We start from the raw sequence: 16,141 nt of genomic DNA on the forward strand, positions 1-16,141 counted from the left end.
TGCCGGGGACAGCCGGTACCGGCCGTTTTTAGAAATTCAATTCGATTTCGCTTGCAAAGTGTTCACTTTTGTTTACTTTCTCACTTAATTGAATTTCTTTTAAAGGAATCGATGGGTCTTTTATGATCGCCGACAGAATCATGGCGTAATCCTTGCTCAGCGTAGCGATGGTTTTCTGTTTGAACAGCTTCGTGCAGTACTCAAAGCTTCCTTGTATCTCGTGCGGATTCATCACGAAGGTCAGCTGCAAATCAAATTTGGCCGCCGTATTTGTTTGTTCATATGGTCTGACCGCGAGAGAGTCCAATTCGATATCCGTTTGTTCCGTATTTTGCAGAACAAACATCGTATCGAATAACGGATTACGGCTTAAGTCCCGTTTCACTCCCAGTTTCTCAACTAATTCTTCAAAAGGATATTCTTGATTTTCATAAGCTTTCAGCATCGTTTCTTTTGTTTCCGTTACATAGTCCATAAAGGTCTTTTCTCCAGCCGGAGCCGTACGGATGGCCAGCGTATTCACAAACATCCCGATAATATGCTGTAAATCTTCATGCATTCTTCCCGCAATAGGCGTACCGACGACGATATCTTCCTGACCGCTGTATTTGGCCAGCAGTATGTTATAGGCTGACAGCAAGATCATGTAAGCGGTCGATCCGGTCAATTCTTCCATCTGTTTTATACCCTGGACCACGTTCTCATCGAGAGCGAAATTGTATCGCTTGCCTTCAAAGCTTCGAATTCGCGGTCTGGCAAAATCTTTCGGCAGCTCAAATGGCGGGAGTTCCTCATGAAATACATTCAGCCAATAGTTCTCCTGCCTTTTGATGCGTTCCCTCTGCTCCGCCTGCTGCTGCCATACAGTGTAATCTTTGTATTGAATCCGGAGCGGGGTTAATTCTTTGCCGTCATACAATTGAATCAGTTCTTCAACAAAAATATTCATAGAAGCGCCGTCTGAAACGATATGATGCATGTCAAACATGAAAACATATCTGTCCTGTTCTAATTCGATGAGTTCGGCCCGAAGCAATGGAGCCTGACAGAGATCGAAAGGCCGCACGAAATTGCGGAACAGCTCCTCGACCTCTTCATCAGCTGCTTTGTACCTTTCTATAGAGAAATCCGTCTGCGGCTTGATCACCTGCACCAGCTCTCCGCGGACCATTTCAAATCCGGTTCGTAGCGATTCATGGCGCTGGATCAGACTTTGGAACGCAGATTGTAAACGATTCATGTCGATCCTGCCTTCCAATGTCAAAATCCCCGGCATGTTGTAACTTAGTTCTCCGCCTTCAATTTGTGTAGACAGGTAAACCATCTTTTGTACAGAAGATACAGGATAAACATCTTTGGCTTCTGCAACAGGGATTTCATCCGGTCCGCTGGTTTCCGCACCTGCAATGACCCTCGCCATTTCTTCAATCGTCGGGTATTGAAACACTTCTCTCAATGAAATGCTTTTGTCAAATTGCTTATGGATCTTGGTAACGAGCGTCATCCCCCGTAACGAATGCCCGCCGAGATCGAAAAAGTTATCTTTGATGCCGACTTGTTCTACCTTCAATACTTCTTTCCAGATGTGAACCAGCTGCTCTTCCGGTTTTGTCCTTGGAGCAACATAGTCAATCCCGGTCTGCAAGCCTGCTTCAGGCAGCGGTAACGCGCTGCGATTCACTTTTCCATTGGAGGTTAACGGCATTTGCTCCAGTTGCATCAGGTATGGAGGAACCATGTAGCCTGGTATTTGATCGGAGAGTTTTTCTTTAAGCTGATTGATCGGCAGTGACTTCTCCCCTGTAAAATAGGCATACAAATCGCTTTGCCCCTCTGCATTTTCTCTGGCCAGGATCACCGCTTCTTGTACATGTTCGATGTTGAGAAGAGCGGCTTCCACCTCGCCAAGTTCGATCCGGTAACCGCGAATTTTGACCTGATGATCCTTTCTTCCGGCATATTCAATGTTTCCATCCGGCAGGTAACGGGCAAGATCGCCTGTTTTATACATCCGCTCTCCGATTACAAACGGATCGGCCACAAACTTTTCACCCGTTAATTCAGGCAAGTTCAGATACCCTCGTCCTACTCCGTCTCCGGCGATGCACAGCTCACCCTTTACACCTATAGGCAGCATCCGATCATGGGAATCAACAATATACACACGGTTGTTGCCCAGCGGTTTGCCGATCGGCACGTAACCGCCGTCGTCAGCGGATGCCAATGTCTCCGGTACGATGTGAAAGACCGATGCATCCACGCAGGTTTCCGTCGGACCGTATACATTGGTTATGAGCGGCATTGATGACCTGTTCGAAGCAAACAATTTAAGCAATTGCGCCACCGTCGCCTGCGGGAGCGCCTCTCCTCCAATAAGCATGTGCCGGATCGTTACCCCATGAAGGCTGTCTGCAGCGATAAGCAATTGCAAATGTGACGGTGTTCCGTCTGTTACGTCAATGCGGTGGGCGCGATAATAGTTTGACAAGGCATAACCGTCTGATACTGATGCTTTAGGGACGATATACAGCGCATGTCCCCCTAACAGTGCCGCGAAAATTTGCTTGACCGATGCGTCGAAATAGTACGGTGCCAACAGAGACACACGCAATCCCGAATCATAAGCACCGTACACTTGTCCGCGGAGCCCCTCCATCAAATGAAGGACCTGGCGATGCTCAATCAGCGTGCCTTTTGGCTTGCCGGTTGTGCCTGATGTGTAAATCACATACGCCAAGTGATCCGGTCCGGCTGCGGTCACCAGATTCGAGCCGTCCCCGCTGTTCATTCGTTCGTCATTCAGCAGTAAAATCTCTCCGGCAAAGGATACACGATCTTGTAAATGGGGCTGTGCCAGCAGAACCTTTGCTCCTGAATCCTCCAGAATATAGCGGATGCGTTCCTGCGGGCTGTCCGGATCCATCGGCACATACGCGCCCCCGGCTTTCAGGATCGCCATAATCCCCACGATCATTTCCAGAGAACGTTCTGCCAGAATACCCACAGGCTGGTCAGGCTGCACGCCTTCGCTTCTTAAAATCCGCGCCAGGCGGTTGGCCCGCTCATTCAGCTCACGGTATGTGAATCTGCTTTTCTCGTAAACTGCGGCTGTATGTTCCGGTGTGCGCTCCGCCTGCTCCTCGAACAATTGGTGAATTGTTTTGTCCCTTGGGCTGTCTATCGCCGGTTGACCCCATCTCTCCACAATCTGCTCTTTCTCCTTCGCGGTGATCATCTCCAGCGATGAAAGCGGCGCCTGCGGGTCATTCGCAATCTCCTCGATCAATTGGATGAAGTGCTTTGCCATGCGTTCCGCAGTTTCCTGCTTGTACAGCGCTGCCGCGTAACTGATCATACCTGTAATTCCGTCTTCATTTTCTGCCGCTTGGAACGTCAGGTCGAACTTCGCCATCGCATGGTTGTCCGGATAAGGGGTAAAACGCACATCATCGAGGCTCAATTCTCCCCGTTCTGTGTTTTGCCATATGAACATCGTGTCAAACAGCGGATGGCGGCTGAAATCCCGGGACACATTCAGCTTGTCCACCAGTTCGTCGAATGGATACTCCTGGTTTTCGTACGCTTTTAATGTATGCTCTTTGACTTCCTGCACGTATTCCCGGAATGTTTTTTCCCCGACCGGATTCGTTCGTATCGCCAGCGTGCCCACGAACATGCCGATTAAGCTTTCCAAATCCGAATGGGTTCTTCCGGCAATCGGGCTGCCTACTACGATGTCTTCTTGCCCGCTGTATTTGGCAAGCATGGTCGTATAAGCAGCCAGCAGCACCATGTACAGCGTGCTTTCGCTCTTCACCGCTAAGCCTTTCAGCTGTTCCGTCAACTCCGGCCCGATGACAAACTCGATTTGTCCTCCTTCAAAGCTCCGCGCAGCCGGTCTTCCATAGTCGGTTGGCATATCAAGCACCGGAACCTCTCCGCTGAACACATCCAGCCAGTACGCTTCCTGTTTCTTCATCCGTTCGCTTTGCATATCCGACAGCTGCCACGCCGCATAATCTTTATACTGAACCCGCAATGGCGGCAATTCTTTTTCTTCATATAATGAAACGAACTCTTCAATCAAATTCTTGATAGATACGCCGTCTGAAATGATATGATGCATGTCAAACAGCAGCAAATGGCGGTCTTTTGCAAGCTCGATCAGTCCTACCCGCAGCAGCGGTGCTTTCTCCAAGTCAAATGCCCGCACAAACCCATGAACGAGGGCTTCCGCCTGTTCTTCTTTCGCCTGAGTGAATTCCACTGCAAATGGGACGTCGTCATAAATCCGCTGCACCGGTTCTCCATCTATCAGTTCAAAGCCGGTACGCAGCGTTTCATGGCGCTGAATCAGCTTGCGGATCGCCTTCTCGACAAGTTCCCGATCCAGAGCTCCATCGGCTCTCATGACACTCGGCATGTTGTAGCTCAGTTCTCCGCCTTTCAGCTGATTCAAAATGTACAGCCGTTTTTGCGCCGAGGAGACGGCATAGTATTCTTTTGCGTCAACGGTCGGGATAGATGTATATGCTGTGTGTTTCATTCCGGTAATCGTTTCTGCCATTTCTTCAATTGTTGGCGATCGGAACACTTCCCGCAGCGGCAGGCTGACCCCCATCTCTTTGTGCAGTTTCGCTGTCAGAGTCGTTGCCCGCAGCGAGTGACCGCCGATGTCGAAGAAGTTGTCTTTCACGCCGATACGCGGAAGTCCAAGCACCTCTTTCCAGATATGCGCCACCTGCGCTTCCGCCGCTGTACGGGGAGCAACGTATTCGCCCCCCGTTTGCACGCCTCCTTCTGGTTCTGGCAATGCTTTGCGGTCGACTTTTCCGTTTGCCGTGAGCGGAATCGATTCAACAAAAGCCCATTTCATGGGAATCATATAGTCAGGAAGGTTTTTGGCCAGATCTTTCCGTAATGCTGAAGGATCAGTCGCTTTTGAGACGCTGCAGTACGCACACAATTCATTTTCACCCAAAGCGTTTTTTTGAATAAGGACCGCTGCTTCTCTCACCGCCGGGTGATTGGCCAATATGACCTCAACTTCTTTCGGTTCGATCCGGTAGCCCCTTATTTTCGCCTGATCATCAATGCGGCCGAGGTATTCGATTTGCCCGTCCTCACGCAGCCTTGCCAAATCTCCGGTGCGGTACATAACGGCTCCCTCTCTGAACGGATCAGGCAAAAATTTCTCTCCCGTTAAAGCCGGGTTATTCACATAGCCTCTCCCGGTATTTGCTCCGGAAATATACAGTTCTCCCGCAATGCCCAAGGGCTGAAGCTGTTTGTTCTTGTTGATGACATACATATTGTTATGGCATATCGGTTTGCCGATCGGCGGATATTCAGGAATATCATCTCCCGGTTGAATGGTATACGTCGACACTACATGAGTTTCTGACGGACCGTAATGATTGTGCAAATGCAAGCCGTGTGTGCGGAGCACTTGCTGAAATAAACGGGATACTGTCAATTGTTCTCCTGCTGTAATCAAATGCTTCACACAGCGCGGAAATGAATATGCATAGCTCTCTTCGTTAAAAAGCATTTTGGCAAAAGCAGTCGGGAAAAAGACGATGTCCGTCTGATGTTTATTAATAAACGAAAACAGCTGAGCCGCGTCCCGCTTTATTGATTCAGGCACGATGTGGAGTGTGCCGCCGCTGAGCAGGGCTGAAAACAGCTCTTGATAGCAGACGTCAAATGCCGGAGATGCGTATTGAAGCACATTGGTTTTGAAATCGATGCCTGAGTTTGTAAATTGGTCATACAGCAAATTGGCCATATTTCTATGTTCAAGCAGCACACCCTTCGGTTTCCCCGTCGTTCCTGATGTATAAATAACGTAAAGCAGATCCTCCGCCGTGTTTATCGTCTGTACATTGCTCCCGTCCGGTTCTGTCTCCGCTTCTTCTATGAATGTGACAATCTGCGTTGCTGCCTCGGGGACTGACCGGTCTTTCTCTGTCACAACATGAGTGCAGCTGCTGTTTTCAATGATATAGCGGATTCGTTCGGCAGGATGGCTCGGATCAATCGGAACAATGGCACCGCCCGCTTTTAAAATGCCTAAAACAGCAATCGCTAATGATGGTGAACGCCCGGCGATCACAGCCACCGGCTCCTGATGCTTCACACCTCGCTTACGGAGAATCCGCGCCAGTTTATTGGACGTTTCGTTAAGCTCTTTGTAAGAAATCTCCGCCCCTTCGTATTGAATTGCGATTTCTTGCGGCGTTTGTGCCGCCTGGCGTTCAAACATAGTATGAATCGTTTCGTATTCAGGCTTCTCTGTTCCCCCGGAAAGCGGAGTGAGCAGCTGTTCTTTTTCCTGCTGCGTCAGAAGTTCCATTTCTTCTATTTTGACAGACGGCTGCTGCAAAATTTGGTGAATGAGCTGTTCAAAATGTCCGCGAATCCGCTCTGCCTCTGATTGTCCATATTCATTTTGGTTGAAATCAAAATGAATGGTGAGTTGTTCGCCAGGGATGACAACTACATTAAAATCGTAATGGGTATGTTCTTCTATATGGAAATTCACGATATTTAAATCCGCAGCATCATGACCCTTTTCGACTTGCTGCCCTATCGGATAATTTTCAAAGATCATGATATGATCAATTAAGTTTTGCTTTTGTTCCGTTTGGGCCTGAATTTCGTATAAAGGATAGGTATCGTACGATTGGGAAGCAAGCGCGTTTTGTTGAACCATTTGCATCGTATCAGCAAAAGTGCTGTCCTCATCGCAGCGGATGCGGACAGGAATCGTATTGATGAACAGGCCGATCATCTGTTCTACATCAGGAATTTCCGCCGGCCTTCCCGACACGACACTGCCGAAGACAACGTCTGCGGACCCGCTGTATTTCTGTAATAAAATTCCCCATAACGTTTGGATCAACGTATTTAACGTAACCTGATGCTGATTTGCGATCTGCTGTAATTGTTTTGTCTGTTCGTGATCAAATCGGCAGATCACATTGGCATAGGCGTATTCTTTTTGTTCATGCTGCGCTATTTTATGAAGAAGCGTGGTTTCACCTTTATATCCTTCAAGATACCCGCTCCAGTACCGCTTTGCCGCTCCCTGATCTTGGCGGCCAAGCCACTCGATATAGTCGCTGTAAGGAGCTGCCGATGGCGGTGCTGGTTCCCTGCCTTCCTGTAAGGCGCGATAATGATCAAACACTTCCTTCGTGATAAGAGACAGGCACCAGCCATCCATCACAATATGATGGAAGCTCCAAATCAAATGATATTTGCGGTCTTCCATCCGGAAAATCGCTATGCGCATCAACGGATCCCGAGCCAAGTCAAATCCTTTTGCCTTATCTTCTCTTTGATAGGCTGCAATTGCATCCTCGCGTAGGTGCCCCTCTCTATCACGCAAATCTGTAAAATGAATTTGCGGTGTTTGCGTTTTATAGACAATTTGTAAAGGAGTATCGTTCCAGCCGCTGTAAAAACGGGTTCTGAGCACGGCGTATGTTTCAAATAATCGTTCAAGGCTTGCTTTAAACCAATCAATCTTTAACTCTCCCTGCAAATCAAACGATGCTTGTTCAAAATAAGAACTTGAGGCCTCGTCCAGCAGGCTGTGGAAGAGCATTCCTTTCTGCATCGGAGTGAGCGGATACACGTTTTCAACCTCACCTGCATGCGGCAGTTGAATGAGGAGCTGATCCAATTCGTCAATGGACATGCCTTTTAACAAAATATCGCTTGGCGTCAGTTCCGATTGTTCTTTATGAACGCAATGCGTAATGATGGTCCGCAGGCGGCTTTGAATCGTTTCCGATAACCGCATGACCGTTTCTTTTGCGTACTGTTTGCTGCTGTAGCTGATCGTAAGCTTCAGCCGGCCCTCGGTGATCATTCCGTTTATATTCAATACATACGGTCTTTCTTGATTTTCGCTTGAGTCTGAACCGCAAGAATAAGAAGATAATTGAACCCCATGCTGCTGTAAATCTTGGTCAAACTGTCCCAGGTAGTTAAAGCTGATCTCAGGATTGAGTTTCGATGGCATTCCGCCGCTTAAGTACCTTGCTATTCCATATCCGATCCCTTTATGCGGAATTTGGCGCAATCCTTCTTTGGTCGTCTTGATATAATCAGAGATTTCTTTGCCCGGCTGCGCGTGCAGCACAACCGGATACAGACTTGTAAACCACCCGACCGTGCGGGAGATATCTATATCTTGTATAATCTGTTCTCTGCCGTGTCCCTCTAAATGAATCGGAATTTGTTCCAGTCCTGACCAATGCGATATGGAAAGACCCAGAGAAGTTAAAAGCAAATCGTTTATTTCCGTGTTATAAGCGCGATTCGCTTGTTTTAATAGCAGATCCGTTTCCTCTTTCGTCCATTCCACAGTTGCTGTTTCACTGTCTTTTGCAGTTGTATGGGTTTCATGAAAATCTTTAGGCAGCGGTTTGACATCGGTTTGTTCGATCTTTGTCCAATATTCCTGTTCTTGTTTTATGGTTTCACTTTGCGCGTATTCTGAAAGTCTCTTAGCCCATAATTGGAAAGAGTCTGTTTTTTGCGGCAATTGAATCACTCGCCCGTTCTCGGCTTGCTTGTAGCCGCTAACGATATCTTCCAGTAAGATGCGCCATGAAATCCCGTCTATAATCAAATGATGGATGGCAATGAGCAGATGATCTCCATTTGCGCATTGAAACAACCCGGCTTTCATTAACGGCCCATCACTTAAACGCATACTGCTTTGTATCTCATCAGCCTTGGCTTCAATTGTCCGTCCCGGATCGGAATCTTCTTTCAGATTCAGGACTTCTAAGCGGTACAGTCCGCTTTGGGCGATTTCTTCATTCTGTGCCTCGCAGCCATTTTCCGTAGTCCGGAACGTCATGCGGAGCGCATCGTGATGTTCAGCAAGCTTTTGCAGGGTTTGACGAAGCTGCGTTTCCTGAAAACCTTCCGGCGCATGCAGCATGACGGCTTGATTATAATAATGCTGATCTGTTGTTGTTTGTTCGAAAAACCAATGCTGAATAGGAGTCAGGCTGACTTTTCCTTTGACCTCACCTTGATCGGCTATACGCAGATTCTGCTTGATATGCGGACTCAATTCTGCAATTGTTGCATATTGAAACAGGTCTTTGATTTCCATTTTGTATCCTTGCTGATTTAATCTGGAGGATACTTGAATGGATTTAATGGAATCTCCGCCAAGGTCAAAGAAATTATCAAGAATACTGACGTTTTCAGCGCCTAATACCGATTCCCAGGCAGAAACTAATATTTCTTCCGCTTTTGTTCGGGGAGCTTTATACTCTGCTCTGTCCTGCAGTTCGAAATCCGGAGCCGGCAGCCCTTTTCTGTTTATTTTTCCGTTAGAAGTTAAAGGCATTTCATCAAGCTCGATAAAATAAGCCGGAACCATATAACTTGCAAGGGTTTGAGACAATTGTTTCCGGAGCCGGGCTGCCGTTGTTTGCCCGCCGCTCACGTAATATGCACACAATTGTTTAAACCCGTGGACATCCTCTCTGGCTGTAACGACAGCTTCCTTGATCGCTTCTTCTTGAAGCAGTGCCGCCTCGATCTCGCCTAATTCGATACGATAGCCTCTGATTTTCACTTGTTCATCTATTCTGCCCGCATATTCAATGTTTCCGTCCGCCAGCCACTTCGCCAAATCTCCGGTCTTATACATCTTCGCTCCGGGTTCAAACGGGTCATCGACAAATTTCTCTGCCGTTAATTCGGGACGGTTCAAATATCCTCTTGCCACACCGGCGCCGCTGATATAGATCTCTCCCGGCACTCCGATCGGCGCGGGTTTCATATTCTCATCAAGAACGTAAATGCTCGTGTTTGCCGCAGCGGTTCCGATCGGTACCGATTCCCGTCTGTCCTTTGCGGCATCGTAACGGTAGATCATGCAGCCGACAACGGTTTCCGTCGGTCCGTACTCATTGCATATTTCAATCCGGCCTTCGAACTGTTCATGAATGCTGCGGGCTAACCGGGTGCTTAAGTTTTCCCCGCCCACAATCATTCTTCTGACAGCCGTTTGATCGGCAATGTTCATTTCTTTCAGAACCTGCAAATGGGCCGGGGTCAATTTAATGATATCCACCCTCGGGTCCCGCACAATCGATTCAAGCAGAGCTGTTTTATCCTCTCCGTCATAGACGATGATTGCATTTCCTGTGACAAGCGGCGTGAAAATAGAAGTCACCGTCAGATCAAAAGAAATTGACGAATATAATGGGAAGTTGGCTTTCTCGCCTTTTACATAAACCTCTTTCGCCCACCAAATATAATTGGACAAGCCTCGGTGCTCGATTAGTACGCCTTTTGGCCGGCCTGTGGAACCTGACGTATAAATGACATATGCCAAATGGCTCGCATCATTTATCGGAGCAAGGTCAGAGTCATCTTGGTGATAAGAACTTTCATCATCAAGTAAAACCGTGGCGCCTTCATAGGCAAGCTGTTTCCTGACATCCCGCTGCATTAAAACGATTCCGGCTTGGGAGTCATCCAGCATATACCGGATGCGGTCTTGCGGATATTCCGGATCTATAGGGACATAGGCTCCGCCTGATTTTAAAACGGCAAGGATTCCGACCACCGATTCGATGCTGTTTCTTGTGATGATGGCTACAGGCTGATCCGTCTGCACTCCTTTCGCCCTTAACGTTCGCGCCAGTCGGTTGGCCCGCTTATTGAGCTCTCCGTACGTGAGCTGCCTGTCCTTATCAATGATTGCTGCTTGATCGGGCGTACGCTGCGATTGCTCTTCAAATAATTGATGAACCGGCGTCTGCGGGAACGGCGCGGCCGTGTCGTTCAGCGTCTGCAGAAGGGTTCTTCTTTCGCCTTCCGTTAACAATTCCGCTTGATCCACCCGGATATCCGCATTTGTCACGACTTGATGCAGGATTTGCATGAAATGTTCCCGAACCCGCTCTATGCTTGCCCGATCATACACATTTGCATTGTATTCAAAAGAGATGTTCATCTCGTCGCCCGGTATAACGGTCAAATTAAAATCGTAGTTGGTCTGTTCTTCCATTTGTACGTTGGAAATTTTGATGGATGTTCCGTTCTGGCGGCCTATACTTTCCATATACTGATCAACCGGATAATTTTCGAATATCATTAAATGTGTAATTAAATCTTGCTTTTGCGTTGTACGCGCTTGAATATCGTACAGCGGGTGTGTCTCAAATTGTTGAGACGCTACAGCCCTTTCCTGCGCCTCTTTCATAAGCTCAGCAAACGTTGTCCCGGCTTCACATCGGAACCGGACGGGAATGGTGTTAATGAATAAGCCGATCATGGTTTCCACGTTTGGAATTCCAGCAGGTCTTCCGGATACAACACTTCCAAACACAACGTCCCGGCTACGGTTATATTTCTGCAGCAAAACCGCCCATGCCGTCTGCAGCAGCGTGTTCAGCGTGACATGATGCTTGCCTGCCGTCCTCTTCATTTTCGAAGTGAGATCGGAGCTTATGTCACACGTCACTTTTTCAGGAACGTATCGTCCGTCTTCCGCTGCATGGTGATCCTTAGGAAGGCTGGTTTGCTCCTCATATCCCTCCAAGTACTGATCCCAATAAGCCGTGGCCTCTTTCGCATCTTGCCGGCCGAGCCATTCAATATATTGACTGTACGGAGTAATTGATGATTGTTCAGGCTGCTTTTGCTGAAGCAAGGCAAAGTAATTCTCGAATATTTCTTTTGTAATCAGCGGCAGGCACCAGCCGTCCATCAAAATATGGTGGAAACTCCAGATAAAACGGTATGTCTTTTCATCCGTACGAAGGATGAATAACCGCATTAACGCGCCTTTTTCTAAGTCGAACCCCCGCATCTTATCTTCTCTGGCATATTCCTGAATCATCGCTTCTTTTTGTGAGTCCTTCATCTCTCGTATGTCATTGAATTGAAAACCGATTTTTTTCGTTTTGAATATGATTTGGAGCGGCTGATCCTTCCAGCCTCTGTAAAAGTTCGTGCGGAAAATGTCATATTTTTGCGATAAGCCGTCCAAGCTTTTTGAAAATGAATCAATCTCCAGGTCTCCATGCAGATCAAACATCGTTTGCTGAAAATAAGCACCTGAATTTGGATCAAATAAGCTGTGAAACAGCATGCCCTTCTGCATCGGCGTTAATGGATAAATATTTTCCGCTTCGCCTAATTCACGCGTCTGCTCCAAAAGCTGTTCCAGTTCGTCGATTGAGATATCTTTTAACAGGATGTCACTTGGTGTGAGGGAAGTCTGCTGCCGGCTTACGCAATGCGCAATGACTTCTTGCAGACTTTCTTTCAACCCCCGGGCAAATTGCGCCATAGTAGATCTTTCGTATTGTTTGCTGCTGTAGCTCAGTGTCAGTGATAATGTCCCTTCGGCAATCATGCCGTTCAAATCAAGCACGGCCGTTCTCTCTTGGTTTTCGTTCATTGATAACCCTGTGGAAAAAGGCGAGATGCGTAAAGCCTGGTGCTTCAGGTCTTGGTCAAATTGTCCCAAATAGTTAAACGATATCTCCGGATTCAGCTGCAGGCTGTCGGCTTCCGGATGCCCGGATATATATTTGATGATGCTGTAATTCATTCCTTTGTCAGGGATGCGGCGCAGCCCTTCTTTTACGATCTTGATCCGCTGCGACAGGTTTTTTCCGGCTTCCATCCTCAGGACGACAGGGTACTGGCTTGTGAACCATCCTATCGTGCGGGAAATGTCAGCATCCGGAATAATCGGTTCTCTCCCATGGCCTTCCAAATTCACGACAATGTCTTCCGTGCCTGTCCACTTGTGAACAGCCAGCCCTAACGAAGTCAGCAGCAGATCGTTGATATCCGTGTTGTAGGCGCGGTTCGCATGTTTTAATAATTGCTCCGTTTCCTTTTTTGTCCATTGAATCGTCACTTCTTCGCTGTCTCTTAATAACGATCCTTCGCTGATAGTGTCCTTAGGCAATGGCTGAGGCTTTATACTTGAAAGCTCAGTCCAATACGCAATCTCCTCTTCCATATCGGTTTCCGCCGCATATTTGGACAATTGATCGGCCCAGAATGGAAACGAGTCTGTTTTTTGCGGGAGCTGGATCGTTTTTCCGCGTTCTGCCTGCTCATATCCGCTTGCAAAATCTTCGAGTAAAATACGCCAGGATACTCCGTCAATCAGCAAATGATGAATTGCAATCAGCAAATGATCTCCGTCCGGACATTGGAACAAACCGAGCTTCATCAATGGCCCTTTGTCTAATACCATGCTGCTTTGAATCTCATTCGCTTTATCGGCAATCGCTTGAGCCGGATCGGTTTCCCCTTTATAATTCATCACTTCCAGATGGTATAGTTCACTTTCATCTGTTCCTGTAATTCGCGGAGCGTATCCATCCGGCGTTTTTTCAAAAATCATCCTCAAGGCATCGTGATGCGACGCGATCCGTTCCATCGTCCGGCGAAGCGGAGCCTCTTTAAAGCCTTCCGCCGAATATAACATGACGGCCTGATTGTAATGGTGTGCATGCGGCATTTTTTGCTCAAAAAACCAATGCTGTATCGGGGTCAGCTTGGTTCCGCCATTCACTTCTCCTTGATCAGCCACCCTGCTGACCGGCGCTACAAACTGACTAAGTTCAGCAATCGAGGGGTGTTTAAACAAATGCTTCATATCAACCTTGTATCCGGCTTGATACAATCTGGATGACACCTGAATTGATTTAATCGAATCTCCGCCAAAATCAAAGAAATTATCCAGAATTCCTATACGTTCTGCTCCTAATACTTCTTGCCAGATGGACGCCAGCAGTTCTTCTATTGTGTTCCGCGGGGCTATGTATTCGTATTCCGCCCGCGTATTTTCGTCAGCAGCAGGCAAAGCTTTCAGATCAATCTTCCCATTGGAAGTGAGCGGAATGCGTTCCAAAGGGATAAAGCGGGAGGGAATCATATAATTCGGCAGTTCCCGGGATAAGTCTTCTCTGAACTGCGCAGCGGTGAAAGAAGGCTCGCCGACATAATAGGCATACAATTGTTTGGCCCCGTCTGCGTCTTCCTGCGCGACGACTGCGGCTTCACGAACGTTTTCCAGATTGAACATGGCTGCCTCTACCTCGCCGATCTCAATCCGGTAGCCGCGAATTTTCACTTGATGATCAATCCGCCCTAAATATTCAATCCGTCCATCTGGCAGCCATCTGGCGAGATCCCCTGTCTTATACATCTTTTGGCCAGGGACATGCAGATGCTCCACAAATTTTTCCTCCGTCAATTCAGGCCGATTGAGGTAGCCGCGGGCCACTCCCGCTCCTCCGACATACAGCTCTCCCGGTACGCCGATCGGCTGGATTTGATGGTGCGCTCCTAAAATATAAGCTTGATGGTTGGCCACCGGGCTGCCGATTGTGATCTGTTCATCAGCGGACTGAACAGGATGAAATGTAGATACCACGCTGTTTTCTGTCGGTCCGTATTCATTATTGATCCGAATGCGAGGCTGCAGAGAATGCAGCTTCTCAACTGTATCTGTTTCCAGCTGCTCACCGCCTACAACAACATGCTGAACATGGATGAAATCCTCTCTGTTCATCTGTTCGATCATCGTTTTCAGAAGACGGGGAGAAGTTGAGAAATGGGTAATTCTTTCTTGTTTTATGGCATTTTGAATGGCGAAAGTTTCTTTATTCTCTTCATTAGGCAAAAGGTGCAAAGTTGCCCCCGAGATGAGCGGGCCGAAGAAGTTTAAAATGAACGCATCAAAAACATACGGGTACAAGACAAGCACGCGATCCGCCGGAGAATGCTTGAAAAACGACTTCTTCCACTGAAGCGAGTTCACAATGCCGCCGTGTTCAACCATAACCCCTTTCGGCTTTCCTGTTGTACCCGACGTATAAATGACATAGGCTAAATGGCTGTGTTCCGCTACTGGTGATAACAATGAGCAATCGGCATGGTATGATGTTTCATCATTCAAATCAATCACCGGGCCGTCAAAGGCGAGACTGTTTTTTAAATGTTGCTGAACAAGGAGAACGTCTGCGTCCGCATCATGAAGCAAATATTGAAGCCGCTCTTTTGGATATTCAGGATCCAGGGGCACATAAGCGCCCCCTGCCTTCCAAACGGCTATAATGGATACGATCATCTCTAAAGAACGATCAGCGAGAATGGCGACTAACGTATCGGGTTGAACCCCGCAATTACGCAATGTTCTTGCCAAACGGTTCGCCTTCTCATTCAGTTCCCTGTACGTCAAATGGTCGTTTTTAAACTTGACGGCCGTATGCTCAGGCGTTCTTTCTGCTTGCTCTTCAAATAATTGATAGACTGTTCTGCTCCCGGAGAAATCTGTGCCGGTGCCGTTAAAATCAAACAATAGCTTCTGTTTTTCCGCTTCCGGTAAGATCTCTGCCGTATGGATCGCGGCTTGAGGCTGAAACAGAATCACAGACAGCAGCTGATCCAAATGGGATACAATTTGATTGATATAGCGCTCATCGTACAGATTGCCGTTATAAAAAAGCTTCAAATGAATCCCGTTGTTCTCCAAATCAAAGTGAAACAGCGTATCGGTTGCAGTATCTTCTTTACATTGCAAGGAATGAATTTCGTTAAGCGAAACGACGGTATGAATCAGAGGCATATGCTCGTCATTGTATTGCACGCTCAGATGCCGGGCCATTTTTCTAAACGGCAGGTTTTGATTTTTCAGAGAATCATTAACGGCTTCTTTCAGCTGCCCGAATACGGTTTTAAATGTGCTCTCATTTGAAAGCGTATTTTTTAAGAGGACAATGTTGTTAACGGCTGACTGGCCGGCTTTTTGCTTCGATACCGTTGGAATGCCAAGAATCAGGCTCGTTCGATCCGTATATTTATACAACAAGCATTCAATACCCGCCAATAAAATCAGATAGGCCGCCATATCGGAATGATTCGCCATTGTCATGATTCTTTGAGATACTTCCGGAGATAAGGAACGGCAGATGCATTTTTCCTGGTAGCCGGTACGGGCCAACGACGCTTTATCCGCTGCTTTAAAGTAAGGGAATGCGCTTAGGCCGTCTTCTTCATCAAACAGGTTTTCCCAGTACGTTTCTTGAGTTTTAAATACCGACATTGGAGCACCTCATTTTATATA

General features: G+C 47.5%; 1 protein-coding gene. It reads right to left on the bottom strand.

Features of this window, described 5'->3' with window-relative positions; all coding sequences use genetic code 11:
- Positions 1–28: 28 nt before the first annotated feature.
- Positions 29–16,120, bottom strand: a complete 16,092-nt coding sequence (bamB, locus tag SB847_RS04890; protein ID WP_410577407.1) for a bacillomycin D non-ribosomal peptide synthetase BamB — start codon at positions 16,118–16,120, stop codon at positions 29–31.
- Positions 16,121–16,141 lie beyond the last annotated feature (21 nt).

The sequence above is a fragment of the Bacillus sp. SIMBA_026 genome (assembly GCF_046535335.1).
Lineage (GTDB): Bacteria > Bacillota > Bacilli > Bacillales > Bacillaceae > Bacillus > Bacillus velezensis.